Annotated in this window: 15 protein-coding genes and 1 pseudogene; 14 read left to right on the forward strand and 2 right to left on the reverse strand. The window is 70.6% G+C overall.

Annotated features, from left to right (window positions below):
* Positions 1-111: 111 nt before the first annotated feature.
* The 11 genes and pseudogenes from ACIBB8_RS03770 (at position 112) to ACIBB8_RS03820 (ending at position 14,955) form a co-directional block, all read left to right on the forward strand.
* Positions 112-2,274, forward strand: a complete 2,163-nt coding sequence (locus ACIBB8_RS03770) for a putative bifunctional diguanylate cyclase/phosphodiesterase (RefSeq protein ID WP_398948830.1) — start codon at positions 112-114, stop codon at positions 2,272-2,274.
* A 232-nt stretch (positions 2,275-2,506) separates the two neighbouring features.
* Positions 2,507-2,803, forward strand: a complete 297-nt coding sequence (gene gatC / locus ACIBB8_RS03775) for an Asp-tRNA(Asn)/Glu-tRNA(Gln) amidotransferase subunit GatC (RefSeq protein WP_358862620.1) — start codon at positions 2,507-2,509, stop codon at positions 2,801-2,803.
* 5 nt (positions 2,804-2,808) lie between these two features.
* Entirely contained in the window at positions 2,809-4,311 is a 1,503-nt protein-coding gene (gene gatA, locus ACIBB8_RS03780; protein WP_398948831.1) for an Asp-tRNA(Asn)/Glu-tRNA(Gln) amidotransferase subunit GatA, read from the forward strand.
* Positions 4,308-4,547: a hypothetical protein gene (locus ACIBB8_RS03785; protein WP_393303111.1), complete on the forward strand. Its 240-nt coding sequence runs from the start codon at positions 4,308-4,310 to the stop codon at positions 4,545-4,547. Before gatA ends, ACIBB8_RS03785 begins: the two co-directional genes overlap by 4 nt.
* 16 nt (positions 4,548-4,563) lie before the next feature.
* Positions 4,564-6,072: an Asp-tRNA(Asn)/Glu-tRNA(Gln) amidotransferase subunit GatB gene (gatB, locus tag ACIBB8_RS03790; RefSeq protein WP_398948832.1), complete on the forward strand. Its 1,509-nt coding sequence runs from the start codon at positions 4,564-4,566 to the stop codon at positions 6,070-6,072.
* 384 nt (positions 6,073-6,456) lie between these two features.
* Positions 6,457-8,568 carry a phosphocholine-specific phospholipase C gene (locus tag ACIBB8_RS03795; RefSeq protein ID WP_398948833.1) on the forward strand — a complete coding sequence of 704 codons (2,112 nt, stop codon included), beginning with the start codon at positions 6,457-6,459 and terminating at the stop codon, positions 8,566-8,568.
* 273 nt (positions 8,569-8,841) lie between these two features.
* A pseudogene (locus ACIBB8_RS03800) lies at positions 8,842-9,737 on the forward strand (MMPL family transporter); the annotation flags it as partial.
* A 21-nt stretch (positions 9,738-9,758) separates the two neighbouring features.
* Positions 9,759-10,313 (forward strand): GNAT family protein, encoded by a 555-nt coding sequence (locus ACIBB8_RS03805; RefSeq protein ID WP_366136806.1) that lies wholly within the window; start codon positions 9,759-9,761, stop codon positions 10,311-10,313.
* A gap of 91 nt (positions 10,314-10,404) precedes the next feature.
* Complete coding sequence (locus ACIBB8_RS03810) at positions 10,405-11,061, forward strand: hypothetical protein (protein WP_398948834.1); 657 nt, start codon at positions 10,405-10,407, stop codon at positions 11,059-11,061.
* Between the two features lie 524 nt (positions 11,062-11,585).
* Positions 11,586-11,759 (forward strand): hypothetical protein, encoded by a 174-nt coding sequence (locus ACIBB8_RS03815; protein ID WP_398948835.1) that lies wholly within the window; start codon positions 11,586-11,588, stop codon positions 11,757-11,759.
* Positions 11,760-11,817: 58 nt separating this feature from the next.
* On the forward strand, positions 11,818-14,955 hold the full coding sequence (locus ACIBB8_RS03820) for an AAA family ATPase (RefSeq protein ID WP_398948954.1): 3,138 nt from the start codon (positions 11,818-11,820) through the stop codon (positions 14,953-14,955).
* On the opposite strand, the gene ACIBB8_RS03825 is transcribed toward ACIBB8_RS03820, so the two are convergent.
* The gene (locus ACIBB8_RS03825; RefSeq protein WP_398948836.1) at positions 14,943-16,088 is read right to left on the reverse strand and encodes a PQQ-dependent sugar dehydrogenase; all 1,146 of its coding nucleotides are present in this window, start codon (positions 16,086-16,088) and stop codon (positions 14,943-14,945) included. The two genes, ACIBB8_RS03820 and ACIBB8_RS03825, sit on opposite strands and share 13 nt — an antisense overlap.
* Before the next feature lie 192 nt (positions 16,089-16,280).
* Positions 16,281-17,273, reverse strand: coding sequence for an aldo/keto reductase (locus ACIBB8_RS03830; RefSeq protein ID WP_398948837.1), 993 nt, complete (start codon positions 17,271-17,273; stop codon positions 16,281-16,283).
* 118 nt (positions 17,274-17,391) lie between these two features.
* Here ACIBB8_RS03830 and ACIBB8_RS03835 point away from each other — a divergent pair, with 118 nt between their 5' ends.
* The 3 genes from ACIBB8_RS03835 (at position 17,392) to ACIBB8_RS03845 (ending at position 23,526) form a co-directional block, all read left to right on the forward strand.
* Positions 17,392-18,342 (forward strand): 2-hydroxyacid dehydrogenase, encoded by a 951-nt coding sequence (locus ACIBB8_RS03835; protein WP_398948838.1) that lies wholly within the window; start codon positions 17,392-17,394, stop codon positions 18,340-18,342.
* A gap of 184 nt (positions 18,343-18,526) precedes the next feature.
* Positions 18,527-21,463 (forward strand): putative bifunctional diguanylate cyclase/phosphodiesterase, encoded by a 2,937-nt coding sequence (locus ACIBB8_RS03840; RefSeq protein WP_398948839.1) that lies wholly within the window; start codon positions 18,527-18,529, stop codon positions 21,461-21,463.
* A gap of 206 nt (positions 21,464-21,669) precedes the next feature.
* Entirely contained in the window at positions 21,670-23,526 is a 1,857-nt protein-coding gene (locus ACIBB8_RS03845; RefSeq protein ID WP_398948840.1) for an acetolactate synthase large subunit, read from the forward strand.
* The last annotated feature ends 22 nt before the right edge of the window (positions 23,527-23,548 follow it).

A 23,548-nucleotide genomic window follows, 5' to 3' on the forward strand; every position in this document is an offset into this window, starting at 1 on the left:
TGTTGAGACGTGCGCCTGCCGTGCCCCGGCTGCACGACCGCCGTGGGGCCGTGGTGGCATGGGAGCGGGACAACAGGTGACATCGGCACCGCCGGCTGTGAGAGGGACGGAATGAAACCGACCGAGAGCGCCGCACCGGTGTCGCGGCTGCAAGGTTTCGTCGGCCTCACCCCCAAAGTGGGTGCCGTCGTCATGGCGATCGCCACTGTCCAGCTCGGGACCGGTTTCTACCGGAGCGTGAGCGACGGGCACGCGCTCTTCCCGGACGGCGAGGCCGGCTGGTCGCTCGCCGTCCTCACCGGAATCATCGTCGGCCATCTGGTGGCCCTCGGGCGCGACCGCTGGTGGGGAGGGACCGGATCCAGCGCCGCCCTCACCCTGGCCGTCCTGCTGCTCTACGGCTGGGTGTCCGCCGGACTCGTCAGCATGGTCGTCGTCCTCCTCGTCGGCGTCACACGAAGACACCGCTGGTCGCAGGGGCTGCTGCACGGGGCAGTGGACATCCTGGGGATAGGGGCGGCGGCGCTGGTCCTCGCCGCGTTCGGTGAGGTGCAGACCGTCGAGTCGCCCTGGCAGCCACTCGACTGGGGCGTCCACGCAGTTCCGGAAGTCCTCCTCGCCGCCGCCACCTATCTGCTCGTCACCCGGGTCCTCCTGTGGTACGCGCGGGCAACTCAGGGCGGCGGGCTGCCGACCATCGCGCGCACGGCCCTGCTGCGGCAGGGACTCGTCGCGGTCGCGCTGCTCGGCATCGCCCCGCTGATCTGTGTCGTCGCGATGACCACCCCCGTCCTGCTGCCGCTCTTCGCGGTCCCGCTGATCGCCCTGGACTCCACCCTCTGGATCGCCCGGGCCAGAGCCGAGGAGCAGCTGCGGGACCCGCTGACCGGACTGCCCAACCGGCAGTGGATGCTGGAGCGCACCTGGACGGCCCTGGAGGACGCCGAGAGCACCGGCGCCAGATCCGCCCTCGTCCTGATCGACCTCGACCGGTTCCGGGCCGTCAACGACACCCTCGGTCACCTGGCGGGGGACCGGCTGCTGCTGCAGATAGCGGAACGGCTCCGGCTGGCCCTGCCGCGCGGAGCGGAGGCCGCGCGGCTCGGCGGCGACGAGTTCGCCGTACTGCTTCCGACCGCGGACTCCACCACCAGCGCCCAGCGCGTCGCCCGCCATCTGGTCGCCGAGCTCTCCTCACCGCTGGACCTCGACGGACTCACCCTGGTGCTGGAGGCCAGTGCCGGTGTCGCCGTCTACCCCGAGCACGCACTGGACGCGGAAGGGCTGCTCAGGCGCGCCGATGTGGCGATGTACCAGGCCAAGCGGGACCGTACGGGCGTCGAGGTGTACGAGTCGAAGCGGGACAGCAACACCCCGGACCGACTCGGTCTCCTCGGTGACCTGCGGCGCGCCCTGGACGCCGGCGAGGTGGAGCTCCACTACCAGCCGAAGGTCCGCTTCGACGGGCAGGTGGCCGGACTCGAGGCGCTGGTGCGCTGGGTTCATCCGGAGCGCGGGCGGGTCCCTCCGGACGAGTTCATCGCCATTGCCGAGTCGTCGGGGCTGATGCCGCACCTCACCGAGTACGTGCTGGAGACGGCGCTGGCGCAGGTCGCCCGGTGGCGGGCACAGGGGCTGTTCGTCCCTGTCGCGGTCAACGTTTCCCCGCGCGACGTCCACACCCCCGGCTTCGCGGGCGGCGTCGCGGCCCGGCTCGCCCGGCACGGCGTCCCTCCCGGCTCCCTGCAGCTGGAAATCACGGAACACGTACTGCTCGAGGACCCGCAGCGCGCCGCGGACACGCTGGCCGGGCTGACCGGGCACGGCGTGAAGATGTCGCTCGACGACTTCGGTACGGGGTACTCCTCGCTGGTCCACCTGCGCCGGCTGCCGGTCAGCGAGCTGAAGATCGACCGGTCGTTCGTGGCCCGGCTGGCTGTCGACCACGAGGACGCGGAGATCGTCCGCTGCACGATCGATCTGGCCCACTCGCTGGGCCTGCTGGTCGTCGCCGAGGGGGTCGAGGACGACGAGACGTGGGAGCGGCTGCGGGACCTGCGCTGCGACGCGGTGCAGGGGTGGCTGGTGGCGGCCGCGATGCCGCCGCAGGAGACGACGGCCTGGCTGAGGGCGCGCGGCGAGCACGGGTGGCGTCGGCCGGCCGAGCTGGAAGCAGCGGCTGCGGCCGCGGCCGCAGCCGCCGCGGCGGGGGCGGCCGAGCTGGAGCCGCGGTCCCCCGGGCGAGGGATTCCCTCGCGTCCGGCGACGACGTGAGCGGGCGGGCCGGCCGGTAGGGAAGAGAGCCCGGAACGCGCGAGTGGTGCCCTGTCCTCGATCTCCCCCAGGGCATCGAGGACGCCTCACGCACGGGGACCTTCTCGACGGGCCCGACCGGCCTCGATAAGCGCAGAACAGAGCGGAGTGTTCCATGGGTGGCGGTCCCTCCCATGGCGGACCCCATAGGATTGGGGCCAAAACCACAACACTCACCCCTGAGGATCGCTGCATGCCTGGCATCACGCGCGAGGAGGTCGTCCACCTCGCCCGGCTGGCGCGTCTGGAGCTGAAGGGCGAAGAGCTCGATCACTTCGCCGGTCAGCTCGACGACATCATCGGCGCGGTCGCCCGCGTCTCCGAGGTCGCCGACCAAGACGTACCGCCGACCTCCCACCCGCTGCCGCTGACCAATGTCATGCGCGCGGACGAGGTCCGTCCGTCGCTCACCCCCGAGCAGGCGCTCTCCGGCGCCCCGGCCCAGGAGCAGCAGCGTTTCAAGGTGCCGCAGATCCTGGGGGAGGACTAAAAGTCATGACGGACAACAGCTCCATCATCAAGCTCACCGCCGCCGAGATCGCCGCGAAGATCGCCTCCGGTGAGCTCACGGCCGTCGAGGTCACCGAGGCGCACCTGGCCCGGATCGACGCGGTCGACGAGAAGGTCCACGCCTTCCTGCACATCGACCGTGAGGGCGCGCTCGCGCAGGCCCGCGCCGTGGATGCGAAGAAGGCGGCGGGCGAGAAGCTCGGCCCGCTGGCCGGCGTCCCGCTCGCGCTCAAGGACATCTTCACCACGAAGGACATGCCGACCACCGTCGGCTCGAAGATCCTCGAGGGCTGGGTCCCGCCGTACGACGCGACCCTGACCAAGAAGCTGAAGGCGGCCGACGTCGTCATCCTCGGCAAGACCAACATGGACGAGTTCGCCATGGGGTCCTCCACCGAGAACAGCGCCTTCGGTCCGACCGGCAACCCGTGGGACCTCACCCGCGTGCCGGGTGGCTCCGGCGGTGGCTCCTCGGCCGCCCTCGCGTCGTACGAGGCCCCCCTCGCCATCGGCACGGACACCGGCGGTTCCATCCGCCAGCCCGCCGCCGTCACCGGCACCGTCGGCGTCAAGCCCACCTACGGCGGCGTCTCCCGCTACGGCATGGTCGCCTTCTCGTCCTCCCTCGACCAGGGCGGCCCCTGCGCCCGCACGGTCCTGGACGCGGCCCTCCTGCACGAGGTGATCGCCGGACACGACCCGCTGGACTCGACGTCCATCGACGCCCCGGTCCCGCCCGTCGTCGAAGCCGCCCGCAACGGCAGCGTCGACGGCATGCGCATCGGTGTCGTCAAGCAGTTCTCCGGCGAGGGCTACCAGGCCGGTGTCGTCCAGCGCTTCAACGAGTCGGTCGAGCTGCTGAAGTCGCTCGGCGCCACGATCGTCGAGCTGGACTGCCCGTCCTTCGACCTGGGTCTGTCGGCGTACTACCTGATCGCGCCGTCCGAGTGCTCGTCCAACCTGGCGCGCTTCGACGCCATGCGCTACGGCCTGCGGATCGGCGACGACGGCACGAAGTCCGCCGAGGAGGTCACCGCGCTCACCCGCGAGGCCGGCTTCGGTGACGAGGTCAAGCGCCGCGTCATCCTCGGGACGTACGCACTCAGCTCCGGCTACTACGACGCGTACTACGGCTCGGCGCAGAAGGTCCGCACGCTCATCACGCGGGACTTCGAGAAGGCCTTCGGGCAGGTGGACGTCATCGTCTCCCCGACGACCCCGACCACCGCCTTCCCGATCGGCGAGCGTACCGACGACCCGATGGCGATGTACCTGGCCGACCTGTGCACCATCCCGACCAACCTGGCCGGCAACTCCGCCATGTCGCTGCCCTGCGGTCTGGCGCCGGAGGACGGCCTGCCGGTCGGTCTGCAGATCATCGCCCCCGCCATGAAGGACGACCGGCTGTACAAGGTCGGGGCCGCAGTCGAGGCCGCCTTCGTGGAAAAGTGGGGGCACCCGCTGCTGGAGGAGGCTCCCTCACTGTGAGCGCACTGACCAAGGCCAAGGGCTTCAAGAAGTCCAAGACCGGTACGTACCTGTCCATCGGCACCACCGCCTTCGGCGCGATCGGCGTGCTCAAGCAGGCCAAGAAGGCACGCTTTGAGCACGACACGCTCCGGCTGGTCGACGCCGTCGTCTCCGCTGCCGCCATCGCCACCGGCATCGCTCTGCTCTGCCGAGAGCTGAAGCGCCTGGGCGACGACGACGTACTGCTGGGTTGAGAGGGAAAGTTTCACCGTGACTGTCACTGACCTGGTGCCGTACGAGGACGCCCTCGCGACGTACGACCCCGTCATGGGCCTTGAGGTCCATGTCGAGCTCGGCACCAAGACCAAGATGTTCTGCGGCTGCTCCACCGAGCTGGGCGCGGAGCCGAACTCGCAGACGTGTCCGACCTGCCTCGGCATGCCCGGCTCGCTCCCGGTCGTCAACGCGATCGGCGTCGAGTCCGCCATCAAGATCGGCCTCGCGCTCAACTGCGAGATCGCCGAGTGGTGCCGCTTCGCCCGGAAGAACTACTTCTATCCGGACATGCCGAAGAACTTCCAGACCTCGCAGTACGACGAGCCGATCGCCTTCGACGGCTATCTGGACGTCCAGCTGGAGGACGGCGAGATCTTCCGGGTGCACATCGAGCGTGCCCACATGGAGGAGGACACCGGCAAGTCGCTGCACATCGGCGGCGCCACCGGCCGTATCCAGGGCGCGTCCCACTCGCTGCTGGACTACAACCGTGCGGGCATTCCACTCATCGAGATCGTCACCAAGCCGATCGAGGGAGCGGGTACGCGCGCACCCGAGGTCGCCAAGGCGTACGTCGCCGAGCTGCGCGAGCTCATCAAGGCGCTCGGCGTGTCCGAGGCCCGCATGGAGCAGGGCCAGATGCGCTGCGACGTGAACCTGTCGCTGCGCCCCAACGGCACCGAGACGTTCGGTACGCGCTCCGAGACGAAGAACGTGAACTCGCTGCGTTCCGTCGAGCGCGCCGCCCGTTACGAGATCCAGCGCCACGCCGCGGTGCTGAACTCCGGCGCCGCGGTCGTGCAGGAGACCCGGCACTTCCACGAGGAGGACGGCTCCACCACGGCCGGCCGCATCAAGGACAACGCCGAGGACTACCGCTACTTCCCGGAGCCCGACCTGGTGCCGGTCGCCCCGGCCCGCGACTGGGTCGAGGAGCTCCGCAAGGGACTTCCCGAGCTGCCGCGCGTACGCCGCAACCGGCTGCGCGAGGAGTGGGGTGTCTCCGAGCACGACATGCAGTCGATCCTCAACGCGGGCGCGGTCGACCTGATCGTCGCCACGACCGAGGCGGGCGCCCCGTCGGACCAGGCCCGCAAGTGGTGGATGGGCGAGCTGGCCCGTCACTCCAACGAGACCGGCACCGCCCTGGACGAGCTGGCGATCACCCCGGCGCAGGTCGCCCGGGTGACCGAGCTCGTGGCCTCCGGCGACCTCAACGACAAGCTGGCGCGCCAAGTCATCGAGGGTGTCCTCGCGGGCGAGGGCGACCCGGACACCGTCGTCGAGAAGCGCGGCCTGAAGGTCGTCTCGGACGAGGGCGCGCTGGGCACGGCTGTCGACGAGGCCATTGCCGCCAACGCGGCCATCGCGGACAAGATCCGCGGCGGCAAGGTCGCGGCGGCGGGTGCGCTCGTCGGCGCGGTCATGAAGGCCACCCGCGGCCAGGCGGACGCGGCCCGCGTCCGCGAGCTGATCCTGGAGAAGCTCGGCGTCGAAGGCTGAGCCCTTCCTGCCGCCGCATGCGGATGAAGGGGCGGTGCACCCGTTTGACCGGGTGTACCGCCCCTTCCTGTTCTTTCCGCGCCCGGGGGAAGGTCCGCTGAACGCCGTCACCGCCGAAATCGTCTCCGTCGCGCTGCTCCTCGCGCTGCCGTCGTACGCCCCGCAGGGCTGCCCGAGGCGACCGTTGCCGTACCCGCGGCCCTGCTGGGCGTCGTCATCGGCGCCGTGCCGTTCGCTGACGCCCAGGCGCGGACCGGCGGCCTGTGGGTTGGATTTTCCCGGGGGACTTCTTGGACGTTCACCGTCGGGCCGTGCGGTGGCCTTTCCGCAGCCACCTGCCTTCAATAGCTTCCCCGCTGTACGACCGGACTCGGGAGGCTCAACTTGAACACGGACATTTCACGGCGCCGGCTCTTCGCACTGGGTGGCGGCGCGCTCGGCGTCGCGGCGGCCGGTTCGCTGCTGCCGCCGTCGCTGCAGGCCGCGATGGCCGCACAGCCTGCGCCTGCGGCGGGGTCCGGCGGCGGGCTCGGAGACATCAGGCACGTGGTGATCCTGATGCAGGAGAATCGTTCCTTCGATCACTACTTCGGGGCCCTGCGCGGCGTTCGCGGGTTCGGCGACCGCAATGCGATCGAGCTGCCCTCCGGAAAGCCGGTCTTCGAGCAGCCGGGCGCGGCAGGCACCTCCGTGCTGCCCTTCCCGGTCCGGGACGCCGCTGCGACGCAGAAGAAGGACCTCCAGTACATCGGCGCCCTCGACCACTCCTGGAGCGGCGGCGGCAAGGCGTGGGCCGGCGGCTGGATGAACGGCTGGGTGACCGCGAAGACGGCCGCCACCATGGCGTACTACGACCGCCGCGACATCCCGCTGCACTACGAACTGGCCGACACCTTCACCGTCTGCGACGCCTACCACTCGTCCATCCACACCTCCACCAGCCCCAACCGCAACCACCTGTGGAGCGGGAAGACGGGCTTCGAGGCGAACGGCAAGCGGGCGGTCGGCAACGACGCGTACAGCGAGCGCACCCATCCGGGGTACGACTGGTCCACGTACGCGGAACGGCTGGAGGAGGCCGGGCACAGCTGGAAGACGTACACCGAGTGGGAGAACTTCACCGACAACCAGATAGAGTTCTTCGCCACCTTCAAGGCGATCGCCCGCAAGGCGCTGGCGAAGACCGGTGGTCACACCTACATGGAGTCCTTCTACGCGGCCGTCCGCAACACGGGCGACGCGGCCGAGCGGGCCAGGCTGCTCGGTCTGCTGGAGGACGGCGTCGCCACGCTGACGAACCCGGAACGCAGCCTGTTCGAGCGGGGGCTGCGCCGGGTCGAGACCGGCACGCTGGCCGACGCGTTCGCCGCGGACGTGGCGGCGGGCACGCTGCCCGAGGTCTCCTACCTGGTGCCGTCGGCGGTCGACTCGGAGCACCCGAGCGTCTCCTCCCCGATCCACAGCGCGACGATCGTCTACAAGGTCCTGGACGCGCTGGGCAAGCACCCCGATGTGTGGCAGCACACCGCCGTCATCATCAACTACGACGAGAACGACGGCTTCTTCGACCACGTCCCGCCGCCCGTGGCACCGCCCGAGGTGACCGAGGAACAGTGGGAGTCCAAGCCCACCGGCCTCGGCGTACGGGTGCCGCTGCTCGTCGTGTCGCCGTGGACCGTGGGCGGCTACGTCTGCTCCGAGGTCTTCGACCACACCTCGGTGATCCGCTTCCTGGAGCGGTGGACGGGTGTGAAGGAGCCGAACATCAGTGACTGGCGGCGTACCGTCACCGGCGATCTGACCTCTGCGTTCGACTTCACGCGCGGGCGGCGCAGGCCCGAGATCGAGCAGCCTGGCGCCATTCCGCCGTTCAGCGGACGCTGGCAGCCGAAGCCGCCGGCCGTCCAGCAGATGCCCGTACAGGAGCCCGGTGTCCGGCCCGCCCGTCCGCTGCCGTACCAGCCGGACGCCCAGTCGACCGTGACGAACGGGGCAGTTCGGGTGGCCCTCAGCAACACGGGCCGTTCGTCGGCGCACTTCGCGCTGTATCCGTACGCGGGCGAGTTTCCCGTACCCCAGCACCAGGATGTACGGGGCACGGCGCAATGGATGGTCCCCCTCACCGGTGACGCGTACCGGTTCACGGTGACCGGGCCGAACGGCTTCCGGCGCGAGTTCGCAGGAGCTGCCGCCGGCGGACCCGAGGTCGCCACCTGGATCGATGCCCACGAGCGCGATCTGCACGTCACCCTGCGCAACACGGGGCAGCGGACGCTCACCTTCACCGTCCGGCCGCTGGGGTACGTCGACGAGGCGGACCTGCGCGACTGGACCCGGACCATCAAGGTCAAGCCCGGCCGGAGCCGTACGGTCGTCCACTCGGCCGCCGACGCGCACGGCTGGTACGACCTGTCCGTCACCGTCGACGGGGACGACGTGTTCCGCCGCCGGCTGATGGGGCACATCGAGAACGGCCGGGCGAGCGTCTCCGGCTGACCGCCGGGCACCACCGCGGACACGCGGAACCGTGCCCCGTGCGACGGGCGTATTCACGATCACGACTGAACCGATCGAGAACTGGTCCGGCGTCACGACGGGGTCCGCCCCGGACGAGGCGGACCCCACCTCTACCCCCGGCATCTGCCCCGCACCCGGGACCGACGGCGGCTTCGGCAGCGAGCCGCGCATCTGTCCCGTCCATCTTGCGGAGGCGTGGCGAAGGGCATCGCCGCGATCGAGGAGCAGTACGAGGACGAGCTGCGGGCGGAGGACTTCGCCCCGATGCTCGGCATGCTGATAGGGATCGGCGTCGGCATCGACTACGCGCTGTTCATCGTCACCCGGCACCGCACAGGACTGCGGCGCGGCATGACGGTCGCCGAGGCGGCGCAGGACGCTGTTGCGACGACCGGGCGCGCCGTCGTGATCGCCGGGGCCACCGTCTGCATCGCCCTGCTCGGCATGCTCATCCTGCGGCTCGGGACTTCGCCCAGGTCGTCATCGGCAGACTCCCGCTCTTCGTCGGCGCGGTCATCGGGCTCGGCTGCCTGCTCCTGCTGCTGGCGTTCCGGTCGATGGCAATCCCGCTGAAGGCGGCCGTGATGAACGTGGCCGCCGTGGCCCCCTCCTTCGGTGTCGTCGTCGCGATCTTCCAGTGGGGATGGGGGAGCGAACTGCTGGGGCTGGGCGGCGCCGGGCCCATCGGACCCTTTCTCCCGGTCATCATGGTCGCCGTGCTCTTCGGCCTCTCCATGGACTACCAGGTGTTCCTCGTCGGCCGGATGTACGAGGAGTGGCTGGAGACCGGCGACAACCGGCGGGCGGTCCGGGTCGGCCTCGCCGAGCCCAGCCGGCTGATCAACTCCGCCGCGGTGATCATGATCTCCGTCTTCCTCGCCTTCGTCCTCAGCGGAGACCGGGTCATCGCGATGTTCGGCATCGCACTCGCCGCCGCGGTCGCCCTGGACGCCTTCGTCCTGCGCACCCTGCTGGTTCCGGCCCTGATGCACATGCTGGGCGGCGCCAACTGGTGGCTGCCGCGCCGACTGGACCGAAGGCTGCCGCGCATCAGCATCGAGCCACCCGAGTGCCGGGCCGCGCATGCGAAAATTCTTTCGGCGCGCAGCAGCGAGGACGACGAACCGGCCGCGCAGCGCGTCCACTGACATGACAGTTGGAGGAGCACGATGTTCGCGGTATCCCTGGGTGACGACGGCGCGGAACTGCGCCCGCTGGAGGTTTGGCAGGCGGAGGAGTTCCTTGCGCACATCGACCGGGCCCGCGAGCTCGTCGACCCGTGGATCCCCTTCGCGGCCTTCGCCACCGATCTCGAATCGGCGCGCGCCCTGCTGCAGCGGTACGCCGACAAGCAGGCGGCCGACACGGGCCGGCTGTACGGCATCTGGCTGGACGGCACGCTCGTCGGCGGCGTCCTCTTCCGGATCTTCGACACCGAGTCCGGGAACTGTGAGGTCGGCTGCTGGCTGGAGTCCGCAGGAGAGGGGCGCGGTCTGGTGACCCGGGCGGTGCGCAAGCTGATCGACTGGGCGGTCGAGGAGCGCGGGATGCACCGCGTGGAGTGGGTGGCCTCCTCCGCCAACACCCGCAGTGTCGCGGTCGCGAAGCGGCTCGGCATGACGCGCGACGGGGTGCTCCGGGAGAGCTACCCGTACCGGGGGACACGGCACGACTCGGAGATCTGGTCCGTGCTGGCACCCGAGTGGCGCGCTCAGCGGGGCTGAGACGGTACTGCTGTCTGGTGCGGGTCCGCTCCGGGCCGGGCGGTACCGGACGTTAAGAGCGTTCTCATCCGGGCCGCCTAGCGTGCGGCGCATGAACCCCACAACGTCCAAGACCACCGAAGCCCCTGCCACCGAGGCGCCCGAAGCCACGGACCCGACATCCACGACGCTTGTGAAGGGCGCGTCGGACGCTTCCGATGCGTCCGACGAGGCGAAGGGCGAAGCCGAGGGCGGGCGGGCGCCGGGCGACGGCGACGGTCCCGGGCACGGCAGCAGCGCCGATTCGGACTCCGGTCCGGACCTCGACTTCGATCCGAAGGACGACGACTTCCACCGGGCGCCGTCCGGGCTCGGCGCGGCCGCCGCAGCCGTCGTCGCCACCGGCCTCGGAGTCGTCGGCCTCACCGGGGCGTGGCCGGGCCGGGTCGCCGCCGAGCGGGAGACCCTGCTGGGCCAGATAAAGACCGCCTCCGGTGGCTCCGTGGCCCAGCAGATCTCCGAGATCTACGGCGACGCCTGGCACTCCACCGCCCTCGTCAACGGCCTCTTCGCGCTTCTCGCCCTGCTGGTCGGTGTCTTCGCCCTGGTCCGCCCGGCCTTCGGCGCACCCACCAGGGACCCGCAGCCCGGCTGGGTCCGCGCCGTGGCGACCGCCGGAATCGTACTCGGTGTCCTCGGCGTGCTGATCTCCGTCGGTATGTACTTCGACCTCATCGTCCCCCTGCCGACCGCGAGCGCCGCAGGCTGAGACAGGGGATCGGGCCGCAGCTGGGGCGGGTGATCGGGCCCGGCCAGAGATGGCCGATCGGGCAGTACGCACCAGCCGGCGGTGCCCTCAGAGTCTGTCGGGCGACCTCTGAATCGGGCGTGCGCGGCGTGGCATGCACGCTTCCGGCGTTGCCGGAATGCCTGAGCAGCTCCTTCCCCAAGCTCTCAGCTTCGTTCGAGCAGGGGAGACCCCATCCGAGGGCGTCCCGGTGCCTTGCGATCGCACGCACCAGACGCCGCGAGCTGATCAGGCTCCCATTTCGTGAGTTCCTCTTGAGTTCCTCTAAGGCATCCGCCCGGGGGGCCTTGGTCCGGATGCGGCACCTGCCGCCTGCGCCTAAGGCCCCCCGCCCCGCAAAGATGCGGAAGTCGCCCGATGCGGCGCCACCCCCTGGAAGACGAAAGTGGAGACACGGCAGAGAACGAGCCCGGCAGAACCGGGACCGTCCCACCAACTGCCCCTCCACCAGGCCCCACCGGGCCGTCGACATCCAGGAGAACCACATGTACGCGTACGACCTCCACAAGATCAGGGAAGCCGAACTCCTGCACCGGGCCGAGCACGAGCGCGTCCTCCGGCAGATCCGCCGGGACCGCCGCGCCGCTCGCCGGTCCGCACACAAGGAGGACGAGGGGGCGGTGAGTTCGCTACGCAGCAGGTTCGTCCACGCCGCGTAACGGGCGTGAGATGAGCGCCGAATTCCCTCCCGCCGTCACGGTGTTGCACCCATGTGCGATGCTCGGCGACGTGGAGACCAGGTCTGTCAGTCCCGTGTTCGTCGGCCGCGCAGGCGAACTCACCTCGCTCACCGATGCGCTCGCCCGTGCCACCGGCGGACACCCCGACAGTGCCGGGGAGCCGCAGGCGCTGCTCATCGGTGGCGAGGCCGGCGTCGGCAAGACGCGGCTGGTCGAGGAATTCCTGATCGCGGCCGGCCGCCGCGAGGCAGTCGTCGCCGTCGGCGGCTGCGTGGAGATCGGCGCCGACGGGCTGCCGTACGCCCCGTTCTCCACGGCCCTGCGCGCCCTGCGCCGTACCCTGCCCGAGGAGATGGCCGCAGCCTGCGCCGGGCAGGAAGGCGAACTGGCCCGGCTCCTCCCCGAACTCGGCGAGGCCGACCGGGACGCCACCGGCGAGCACGGCACCGCCCGGCTCTTCGAGCTCACCGCCCGGCTGCTGGAACGCATCTCCGCGGACCGGCCCGTCGTTTTCGTCCTGGAGGACCTGCACTGGGCGGACGCCTCCACCCGTCACCTCCTCGCCTATCTCTTCCGCACGCTGCGCAGCGGCCGCCTCGTCGTCATCGGTACCTACCGGGCCGACGACATCCACCGCCGCCACCCCCTGCGCCCCCTCCTCGCCGAACTGGACCGCCTGCGCACCGTCCGCCGGATCGAACTCGCCCGGTTCAGCCACGCCGAGGTCCGCCGTCAGCTCACCGGCATTCTCGCGGCCACCCCCGAGCCCGCCCTCGTGGACGAGATCTTCGAACGCTCCGACGGCAACGCCTTCTTCGTCGAAGAGCTCGCCTGCAGCCTGGAGTGCTGCGACAGCGCCGGACTCTCCGACTCGCTCCGCGACCTCCTCCTCGTCCGCGTCGAAGCGCTCTCCGAGGATGCCCAGAAGATCGCCCGGATCATCGCCGAGGGAGGCTCCACCGTCGAGTACGAACTGCTGGCCGCCGTCTGCGGACTGACCGAGGACGAACTCATCGAGGCGCTGCGCGGAGCCGTCGGCGCCAACCTGCTGCTCACCACGGGGGAGGGTAACGGCTACCGCTTCCGGCACTCGCTGGTCCGCGAAGCCGTCAGCGACGACCTGCTGCCCGGCGAACGCTCCCGCCTCAACCGCCGCTACGCCGAGGCACTGGAGGCCGACCCCACGCTCGTCCGCACGGGCGAACGCGCCACGCGCCTGGCCAGCTACTGGTACGGCGCCCACGATCCGGCCAAGGCCCTTCCCGCCGTACTGAAGGCCTCCGTCGAGGCCCGCCGTCGCTACGCGTTCACCGAGCAACTCCGGCTGCTGGAACGCGCGATGGAATTGTGGGACGACGTCCCCGACGAGATACGCCGCACCCTGCGCCCCATCGACTACGCAGAGGTCTACCCGGCCTGTGGCTGTGACCCCGAGACCACCCCGCTCCGCTATCTCGACCTGATGGCCGAAGCCACCGTTGCCGCCCGCTTCGGCGGCGAACGCGAACGCGCCCTCGCCATCTCCAAGAAGGCCATACGGGTCCTGGACGAGGACCCCGACCCGCTCCGGGCCGCCTGGTTCTGGGTGCAGCGCTCCCGGCTGATGCAGGACCTCGCCCGGGGCGACGGCTGGCAGGAACTGGCCATCGCTCAGGACCTGGTCCGTGGCCTGCCCCCGTCCGCCGTCCACGCCGATGTCCTCATGAGCGTGGCCGGATGGGGTGCCATGCACCGCCCCGGCGAGGAGACGCTCGCCGCAGTCGACCGGGCCGTGGAGTACGCGCAGCTCGTCGGCGACGAGTACATCGAACTTCACGCCCGGCTCACCCGCGGCTGGCTCACCGCCGATGCGGGTGGTATCGAGGAGGGCATCGCCGAGATGTACGCCGTCCGCGACCGGGCCGATGAACTCCACCTCGTGGGCATCATGGGCCGCGCCAGCATCAACCTCCCCTCGACGCTCGAAGCCGTGGGCCGCTCCCTGGAAGCGGTCGCCGCCGCGGACCACGGCATCGAGGTCTGCCACAGCCACGGTGTCGCCGACATGGAGGCGTGGGTCCGCACCAACCAGGCGACGTCGTACTTCTCCCTCGGCCACTGGGACGAGAGCCGGGCGACCACCGATGCGGCGGCCCGCACCGCACAGTCCAGCAAGGCGCAAGGCCTCGTGGCCGCGCGCCGCACCGAGCTGGCCCTCGCCCGCGGCGACTTCGCCGAGGCCGAGGTCCAGCTCGCGCTGACTCGGCGGAACTTCGGTTCACGCGACCCGCAGCCCCAGCACCTCATCGAACCCGTGCGTCATGCCATGACCCTCGCTGTGCAACAGGGGCGCCTCCTGGAGGCGCGAGCCGCCTTCGAGGCGCAGGCGGAGCAGGGCTTCCCGCCCGGCACCCAGCGGTACGCGCTGCCGCTCCTCCATACCGCCGCCGCGGCGGAGGCGGACGCCCGCGGGCTGCCCGCCACGGAGCCCGGTCGGCCTGCGGTCCTCGCCCTCATCCGTAAGCACCTGGGGCAGTTGCCCATGTTCGTCCCAGTCTGGGCCGCGTACGGTCTGCTGATCAACGCCGAGCTGGCCCGGGCGGAGGGCGGCGACACTCCCGACCACTGGTCCCGCGCGGCCGCCGCCTTCGCCCCCCTCTCCCGCCCGTACGAGCAGGCCCAGGTCCACCACCGCTGGGCGGAGGCCATCCTCGTCGCCTCCGGTGACCGTGCCACGGCGGCCGGCCTCCTGCGCGACGCCCACAGCATCGCTGAACGGCTCGGTGCGCGCCCGCTGACCGAGACCATCGAGCTGCTGGCCGGCCGCGCGCGCGTCCCGCTCGCCTCCTCACCCGACGAGATTCCGGTCGCCGTCACCGTCCCGGCCGAGGCGGGCTCCACGATCGGGGCCGCGAAGCGGGAGCACTCCGAGGACCAGCTCCAGGACGCCGCCGTCGCGGCATTGGAGTCGTTCGGGCTGACGAGGCGCGAGCAGGACGTGCACCGGCTTGTCGCTGCGGGGTATACGAACCGGCGGATTGCCGAGGAGCTGTACATCTCGCCCAAGACCGCGAGCGTGCATGTCTCGAACATCCTTGCCAAACTCGGCGTCTCCAGCCGCGGCGAGGCTGCGGCCCTGGCGCACCGCCTCCGCCTGTACCGGGGTAACGGGGCGTCTCGCCGCTACCGCACCTGAAGCACCAGGATTCTGTCGTCTCCCGGTTTCGGGGTGCCGCGGGTGTCCGTGTTGCTGGTCACCAGCCAGAGTCTGTCGCCGCCCGCTGCGAGCACTGTGCGCAGACGGCCGTACTGCCCTTGCAGAAACGACTGCGGGGCTGCCAGAGGTTCCCTGCCCGGGTTGCCGGACAGCGGAATCCTCCAGAGCCGCTCACCGCGCAGGGCCGCCATCCAGATCGAGCCCTGGGCGAAGGCGATCCCGCTCGGGGATGCCTCGGACGGTCTCCACTGGGCCACGGGGTCGACAAAACCCGCCTTGCCCACCTTGCCCTCGTACTTCGGCCAGCCGTAATTCCCGCCGGGCACGATCTGATTCAGCTCGTCCCAGGTGTCCTGCCCGAATTCGGACGCCCACAGCCGTTTCTGCCCGTCCCAGGCCAGACCCTGCACATTGCGGTGCCCATACGAATACATCAGCGAGCCGGGCACGGGGTTGCCCGGTGCAGGTCTGCCGTCCGGGGTCATCCGCAGGATCTTGCCCGCCAGGGACTTCTTGTCCTGTGAGAGCTCCCTGGCCTGCCCTGTCTCGCCCGTGCCCGCGTACAGCATGCCGTCCGGGCCGAAGGCGATCCGGCCGCCGTTGTGGATGTAGCCCTTCGGGATGCCCCGCAGGATCGTGTGCGGTGCACCCAGCTGCCGGCCGGGAGCCCTGCCGGTCCCGTCGTACCGCATCCGCGCGATGCGGTTGTCGGACGCGGTCGTGAAGTACGCGTACAGCAGATGGTCCGTGTCGAACGCCGGGGAGACCGCGATTCCCAGCAGCCCGCCCTCCCCGGCGGGCGATACACCGGGCACGGTGCCCACCAGCGTCTGCTTCCCGGTGCTGCCGTCGATCCGGGTGATCGTTCTCCGGTCGCGCGAGGACACCAGCAGATCGCCGCCCGGCAACTCCGCCAGCCCCCATGGAGAAGCGAGCCCCTCTGTCAGCGTCGACACCACCTTCACCGAGCCCTTCGCCGCCGGTGGAGAGGAGGACGGTGAGGAGGACGACGTGCCGGGTGCGCCAGTGGAGCGAACCCGCGTGTTTCCCGAGTCGTCGTTCGACGAGCATCCCGCGGACAGGAGCAGCGAGCCCGCAGCCAGCGCGGCCACCGCCGCGCGGCGCGCGCCCGGGAGGACGCGTGGGTGTCTTGTAGGGGTTCTCGGCGATCCGAATACAGCAATGCGCACAGCACCGGCCCCTCCGACGGCTGCCTGACTACTGTTCCTACACCGCAGCCCGGCCCCGGGTTCCGCAAGCCCACGAATTTTCTCGGCGGGTGCAGGACCCGCGCACCCCCGCTCTCAGTCCCACGACCCCCGCGCCCGCGGCAACCGCGCGATCTCGGCCAGATCCTGCGCTGTCAGCTCCAGCCCGGCCGCCCCCGCGTTCTCCACCGCCCACTGCTCCCGCTTCGTGCCCGGCACCGGCACCACATGCGGGCCCTGCCGCAGCACCCAGGCCAGCGCCACCTGGGCCGGAGTCGCCCCGTGCCGCTCAGCGATCCGGCGAAGCCCCACCACCAGCGGCTGGTTCGCCGCCATCATCTCGGCGGTGAACCGCGGATGCCTGGCCCGAAGATCGTCCGGCTCGAAGCCCTGGCCCGGCGTCAGCGTGCCCGTCAGATAGCCGTTCCCCAGCGGCATCGCAGCCAGCAGACCCACACCCCGCGCCTCGCACCACGGCAGCAGCGCGTCCAGCGCCTCCGGCGACCACACCGAGAGTTCCGCCTGGACCGCGCTCACCGGAAAGACCTGCTGCACCCGCTCCAGCTGCAGGATCGTTCCGTCATGCATCCGCGCCCCCGGCCGGCGCGAGGCCCGTGCCCCGACCGCACTCAGCCCGAGCGCCCGCACCTTCCCCGCGGTGACCAGCTCCGCCATCGCCCCCCAGGTCTCCTCCACCGGCACCTCGGGGTCGGCCCGGTGCAGGTGGTACAGGTCGATCACATCGGTCTGCAGCCGGCGCAGCGACGCGTCACAGGCCCGGCGCACATAGCCGGGACGGCCATTGGCCACGATGTGCTGATCGCCCACCAGCAGCCCGCACTTGGTGGAGACGAACGCCTTGTCCCGGCGCCCCTTCAGCGCCCTGCCGAGCAGGAGCTCATTGGTGAAGGGGCCGTACATGTCGGCCGTGTCGAGCAGATCGGCACCCGCGTCGAGCGCGGCGTGCACCGCTCGCAACGCACGGTCACCACGCTGTTGCGACGCGCTGTACGCCCAGCTCATAGGCATGCAGCCGAGTCCGACCGCACCCACGGCGAGCGCCGCCGCCCCGAGACTCCTGCGCTCCAACTCCCCGAACCCTCCTTGGTACCCCGCCCGGCGAGGCACTCGGCCCCGCCGTCAGGGGACCGCACCGCACCCAAAAGTAACCTCTGCCGCCCGCAGGGCTTCGCATAGCCTCCTGACCATGACTTCTATAAAGACTCCCGACGTATGGCTGCCGATTCCGGCCGACGAGATCGGAGGGCTCCCCAAGGGTCTCAACTACCGGTTCTGGGACGGCGCGCAGGACTTTCCCGCCGATCCCGCGGACTGCGCCTTCTACGTTGTTCCCTACATGAAGGGCATGGAGATCGCGGTCCGCCCGCTCGCCGGGATGCGGGCCGTGCAGGTCGTGCAGACGCTCTCCGCGGGCATCGATCATGTCCAGCCGGGGCTCGGCCAGTTGCCCGCCGGGGTGCGGCTGTGCAACGCCAAGGGCGTCCACGAGGCCTCGACGGCGGAGCTCACCCTCGCCCTGATACTCGCCTCGCTGCGCGGCTTCCCCGGATTCGTCCACGGACAGGACAAGGAGGAGTGGCGTTCCGGCTTCTACCCGGCGCTCGCGGACAAGTCCGTACTGATCGTGGGGTACGGATCGATCGGCGCCGCCATCGAGGACCGGCTCGTGCCCTTCGAGTGTGCGCGGGTGGCGCGCGTCGCGCGCTCCGCACGGACCACTGCGCGCGGCCCCGTACACGCGCTCGACGACCTGCCCGCACTGCTGCCCGAGGCCGACATCGTCGTCCTGTCCACTCCGCTGAACGCCTCCACGCAAGGGCTGGTGGGCGCCGACTTCCTGGCCGCGATGGCGGACGGCGCGCTGCTCGTGAACGTCGCGCGCGGCGGCGTCGTGGACACCGGGGCCCTGCTCTCCGAACTCGAGTCCGGCCGGTTGCGCGCCGCTCTCGATGTCACCGACCCCGAACCGCTGCCCGCCGGTCATCCCCTCTGGCATGCTCCGAACGTCCTGATCACGCCGCATGTGGGAGGCAGCACCTCGGCATTCCTGCCGCGCGCCAAGCGCCTGCTGGCCGGCCAGCTCACCCGGTTCGCAGCGGGGAAGCCGGTGCAGAACGTCGTACTCACCACCGGCTGACCACACTGCGGCCGGTCCGCAGCACACCGTGTCGACAACCCCCCAGACCGTCACGCAGAGTAGAGGGGCTATGTCGCTGCGTGACGAGTCTGGTGTATCGTCCCGGATGGGGGGCTGCGTTGTGGAAGGGGCGGCACCGGGGTGGCAGCGGAACGCGAGGGGGGCGACGGGCGATGTATGGCCGATGGACGAACGATCCGACGCGACAGGGCGGTCGACGGCGACCGCCGGGCCGGCCACCCTGCCGGGCCCGCGCCCATCCGATGACATCGGGCGCACCCCGGTGAGCGCCTCGGCAGGCGGACTCGGGGCGCTCCTCTCCCGGCAGCCGACCGCCGGCGGGGCCTCCGGGCTGGTCTCGCAGATCCTCCTCGGCCTGGTCTGCGGTGGTTACGCCGTGGGGGCGGCCCTGGGCTGGGGCTCGTCCGAACTGGCACTCGTCATGGGTGACTTCGGCCTCAGCGGTGCCGCCCTGATCGCGGCTGTCTCCTGCTTCCTCTACGCGCGCGCCGCAGAGAGCCGATTCCGGCCCGCCTGGCTGCTGTTCTCGCTCTCCTCGCTGATGGCCGCCGGGGGGAACGCCGTCTGGGGGTGGTACGAGGTCGTGCTCGGGCTCCCGGTGCCCACCCCGTCCCTCGCCGACGTCTTCTACCTCTGCTTCGCCCCACCCGCGATCGTTGGACTGCTCGTCCTCGCCAAACGCCCCGCCACGCGGGCCGGCTGGGTCTGTCTCGTACTGGACTCCTGGCTGATCGGCGGATCACTCCTGACCCTGTCCTGGAGCCTCGCCCTCGCCCACACCGCGCACCTCGCGGACGCCGGGGGGACGAGCGTGGCCCGCGCGGCGCTCTCGCTCGCCTATCCGCTGCTCGACATCGTGCTGGTCTCCATGGTCCTCGCCCTGCACTTCCGGCGGTCCAACGTCAACCGCTCCGCGGTGAACACCGCCATCGCCGCGCTCGCCCTGACCGTCCTGTCGGACGCGCTGTTCACCTCGCCGCTGCTCCGTCAGACCTACCACTCCGGCCAGTTGCTGGACGCCGGCTGGTTCGCCGGGTCGCTGCTCCTCGCGTACGCCCCCTGGGGTGCGAACCGGGCATCGGACAACGCTGTCGAACAGCGCCCCGCCGCGCGGACCACCAGCCGTCCGATCGCCGGTTCGCTGGCCGCCCTGACGCCGTATCTCGCCGCGGCCGTCTGCACCCTCGGCATTCTCTACAACGTCATCGAGGGCCACAGGGTGGACCGCGTCGTGGTAATCACCGGGTGCATGGTGGTGCTCGCCCTGGTCGTCCGGCAGGGCATCATGCTCGTCGACAACATCGCCCTCACCCAGGAGCTGGCGCAGAAGGAGAACCACTTCCGCTCCCTGGTCCAGGGCTCCAGCGACGTCATCATGATCGCCGCACCCACCGGCATACTCCGGTACGTCAGCCCTGCCGCCTCCGGGGTGTACGGGCGCGAGGCCGACGACCTGATCGGCGCCGAGCTCGCCTCGATCATCCATCCCGAGGACCTGGGGCGCGTGGTCCACGAGGTGCGGCGGTTCCTGGCCGCCCCGCCCAGCGAGGAACCCACCACCCGGATCGAGTGCCGGTTCAGATCCGGCACCGGTGACTGGCTCAATGTCGAGTCCACCGTCAACCGTCACCAGGGCGGCCTGATCCTCAACAGCCGGGACGTGACCGAACGGGTCCGGCTCCAGGCCCAGCTGCAGCACAACGCCGAGCACGACCCGCTCACCGACCTGCCCAACCGCGCCCTGTTCACCGACCGGGTCCGGCAGGCTCTCGGTGGCCGCCGCTCCGGCGACCCGGGCACCGCGGTGCTCTTCATCGACCTCGACGGCTTCAAGGCGGTCAACGACCGGCTGGGCCACCAGGCGGGTGACGAGCTGCTCATCCAGGCCGCCCGCCGCCTCCAGGAGTCCGTACGGGTGGGGGACACCGCCGCCCGCCTCGGCGGCGACGAGTTCGCGGCGCTGATCCTCGGCGACGGCACCCGTGACCAGTCGGCGCGTGAGTACCAGGTCCACGAGATCGCCGACCGGCTGCGCCTCATGCTCTCCCAGCCTTATCGGATCGGCGGCGGCGACGTCCGCGTCGCCGCCTCCATCGGCGTCGCCTTCGCCGAGCCCGCCATCACCCCGACCGACCTCATGCGCAACGCCGATCTCGCGATGTACCGGGCCAAGGCGAGCGGTAAGGACCGCGTCGAGCTGTACGCCCCGCAGATGCAGGCCGATGTGGTACGCCGCTCGGAACTCGCGGCCCGGCTGCGAACCGCCCTGCGGGACGGCGAGTTCGCCCTGCTCCACCAGCCCGTGATCCATCTCGCCACCGGCAATGTCGCCGCCGTCGCCGCACAGGCCCGCTGGCGCTCCGCCCAGGGAATCCTGTTCACCCCCGCCGAGTTCCTCCGTGTTGCCGAGGACAGCGACCGCACCGCCGAGCTCGGCCGCTGGCTCCTCGAAGAGGCCGTCGAGCAGGCCGCGGCCCGGGCCAGGGCCGGGCACCACGTCTCCGTGGCCGTCCGGATGTCCGCCCGCAGACTGCTGGACAAGGCGATGCCGTTCGGTTCTGTCGAGGCCCTCCTCACCCGCTACAGCCTGCCGTCAGGGGCACTGATGATCGAGGTCTCCGACAGCGACCCCCGGGTCTCCTTCGATGAGCTCGAACAGCGCCTCGTCGCGCTGCGCCGGCTCGGCGTACGGATCGCGCTCGACGGCTTCGGCAGCGGTTACGCCGCGATCAACGCGCTGCGCCGGCTCCCCGTCGACGTACTGAAACTGGACCGCGGTCTCGTCGAGGGCGTCGTGGAATCGGCCCGGCTGCACAAGATCACCAGCGGGCTGCTGAGGATCGCCTGCGATCTCGGTCTGCAGTCCGTCGCCGACGGTGTCGACGTACCGGAGCAGGTCCTCGCGCTGCGCGCCATGGGCTGTACGCATGGGCAGGGAATGGCCTTCTCGGGGCCACTGGACGAGTACCGGCTGCGCCGCGCACTGGCCCGCGGCGAGTTCCCGGTCCCCGGGGGTCCGGTCGCGCAGCCCGTCCTGGCAGGCGGCTCGATCCCACTCCTCAGCGGCTCACATGCTGAGACGCCCATCCCACCAACTTGACACGTCGGCCGCGTCGGAGAGAGGGTCAATGCCATGCGCACCCGAATTCTCGTACTTGGAAAGCGCGTCGGCTGAAGCAGGGGCCCTCGTTGGCACTCTGCAGACCACACCGACGCGCTCCCCTCGCTTGCCTCACGGCACGAGGGGTTTTTTGTTGCACCGGTACACCCCAAAACCCCGCAAAAACCCTCAGCTTCGAGAAGAGAATGCCGATGACCGAGCAGGCCACCGGGGCCCACCATCCGCAGCCGCGGGCCCGTAGCGGCGGATCGTCCCCCGCCACCGTTGAGCACGTCACGGGTGCGCAGTCCCTCATCCGGTCTCTTGAGGAGGTGGGGGCCGACACGGTATTCGGCATTCCCGGCGGCGCCATCCTTCCGGCGTACGACCCGATGATGGACTCCACCCGGGTCCGTCATGTGCTGGTCCGCCACGAGCAGGGTGCGGGCCACGCCGCCACCGGCTACGCGCAGGCCACCGGCAAGGTCGGTGTCTGCATGGCCACCTCGGGCCCCGGCGCCACCAACCTGGTCACCCCGATCGCCGACGCGCACATGGACTCCGTCCCGCTGGTCGCGATCACCGGCCAGGTCGCCTCGAAGGCGATCGGTACGGACGCCTTCCAGGAGGCCGACATCTGCGGCATCACGATGCCGGTCACCAAGCACAACTTCCTGGTCACCCGTGCCGAGGACATCCCGCACACGATCGCCGAGGCCTTCCACATCGCCTCCACCGGCCGTCCGGGACCCGTCCTCGTCGACATCGCCAAGGACGCCCTGCAGGCACAGACCACGTTCAGCTGGCCGCCGACCCAGGACCTGCCCGGCTACCGTCCGGTCACCAAGCCGCACGCCAAGCAGATCCGCGAGGCCGCCCGGCTCATCACCCAGGCCAAGCGCCCCGTGCTGTACGTCGGCGGCGGCGTCATGAAGGCCGGCGCCACCGCCGAACTGAAGGTGCTCGCCGAGCTCACCGGAGCGCCTGTCACCACCACCCTGATGGCGCTCGGTTCGTTCCCCGACAGCCACCCGCTGCACGTGGGAATGCCGGGCATGCACGGTTCGGTCACCGCCGTCACCGCGCTGCAGAAGGCCGACCTGATCGTCGCCCTCGGAGCCCGTTTCGACGACCGCGTCACCGGCAAGCTGGACAGCTTCGCCCCGTACGCAAAGATCGTCCACGCCGACATCGACCCGGCGGAGATCGGCAAGAACCGCGCTGCCGACGTGCCGATCGTCGGTGACGCCCGCGAGGTCATCGCCGACCTCGTCCAGGCGGTCCAGGCGGAGCACACCGACGGTCACGTCGGCGACTACTCCGCCTGGTGGAAGGACCTCAACCGCTGGCGCGACACCTACCCCGTCGGCTACGACCTGCCGGAGGACGGCAGCCTCTCGCCGCAGCAGGTCATCCAGCGCATCGGCGAGCTGGCCCCCGAGGACACGATCTTCGCGGCGGGCGTCGGCCAGCACCAGATGTGGGCCTCGCACTTCATCCGGTTCGAGAAGCCTGCCACCTGGCTGAACTCCGGCGGCGCCGGAACGATGGGCTACGCGGTCCCGGCCGCTATGGGCGCGAAGGCCGGCATGCCGGACCGTACGGTCTGGGCGATCGACGGCGACGGCTGCTTCCAGATGACCAACCAGGAACTGACCACCTGCGCGCTCAACAACATCCCGATCAAGGTCGCGATCATCAACAACGGCGCGCTCGGGATGGTCCGCCAGTGGCAGACCCTGTTCTACAACCAGCGGTACTCCAACACCGTGCTGCACTCCGGCGCCGACACCGAGGGCACCCCGGCGAAGGGGACCCGGGTCCCGGACTTCGTCAAGCTGTCCGAGGCCATGGGGTGCTACGCGATCCGCTGCGAGGACCCGGCCGACCTGGACAAGGTCATCGCCGAGGCCAACTCCATCAACGACCGCCCCGTTGTGATCGACTTCATCGTCCACGAGGACGCCATGGTCTGGCCGATGGTCGCCGCCGGTACCTCCAATGACGAGGTCATGGCCGCCCGCGGTGTCCGCCCCGACTTCGGCGACAACGAAGACGACTGAGAGACAGAGAGAGACCGACTCC

The sequence above is a fragment of the Streptomyces sp. NPDC051286 genome, from assembly GCF_044455345.1.
Classification (GTDB): domain Bacteria; phylum Actinomycetota; class Actinomycetes; order Streptomycetales; family Streptomycetaceae; genus Streptomyces.

What these genes read in the sequence shown, in the direction of transcription:
- ACIBB8_RS03805 (WP_366136806.1), top strand. Translation starts at nt 9,759, where the DNA reads ATGTTCGCGGTATCCCTGGGTGACGACGGCGCGGAACTGCGCCCGCTG.
- ACIBB8_RS03820 (WP_398948954.1), top strand. Translation starts at nt 11,818, where the DNA reads ATGCTCGGCGACGTGGAGACCAGGTCTGTCAGTCCCGTGTTCGTCGGC.
- gatA (WP_398948831.1), top strand. Translation starts at nt 2,809, where the DNA reads ATGACGGACAACAGCTCCATCATCAAGCTCACCGCCGCCGAGATCGCC.
- gatC (WP_358862620.1), top strand. Translation starts at nt 2,507, where the DNA reads ATGCCTGGCATCACGCGCGAGGAGGTCGTCCACCTCGCCCGGCTGGCG.
- ACIBB8_RS03770 (WP_398948830.1), top strand. Translation starts at nt 112, where the DNA reads ATGAAACCGACCGAGAGCGCCGCACCGGTGTCGCGGCTGCAAGGTTTC.
- ACIBB8_RS03835 (WP_398948838.1), top strand. Translation starts at nt 17,392, where the DNA reads ATGACTTCTATAAAGACTCCCGACGTATGGCTGCCGATTCCGGCCGAC.
- ACIBB8_RS03815 (WP_398948835.1), top strand. Translation starts at nt 11,586, where the DNA reads ATGTACGCGTACGACCTCCACAAGATCAGGGAAGCCGAACTCCTGCAC.
- ACIBB8_RS03810 (WP_398948834.1), top strand. Translation starts at nt 10,405, where the DNA reads ATGAACCCCACAACGTCCAAGACCACCGAAGCCCCTGCCACCGAGGCG.
- ACIBB8_RS03845 (WP_398948840.1), top strand. Translation starts at nt 21,670, where the DNA reads ATGCCGATGACCGAGCAGGCCACCGGGGCCCACCATCCGCAGCCGCGG.
- ACIBB8_RS03840 (WP_398948839.1), top strand. Translation starts at nt 18,527, where the DNA reads ATGGACGAACGATCCGACGCGACAGGGCGGTCGACGGCGACCGCCGGG.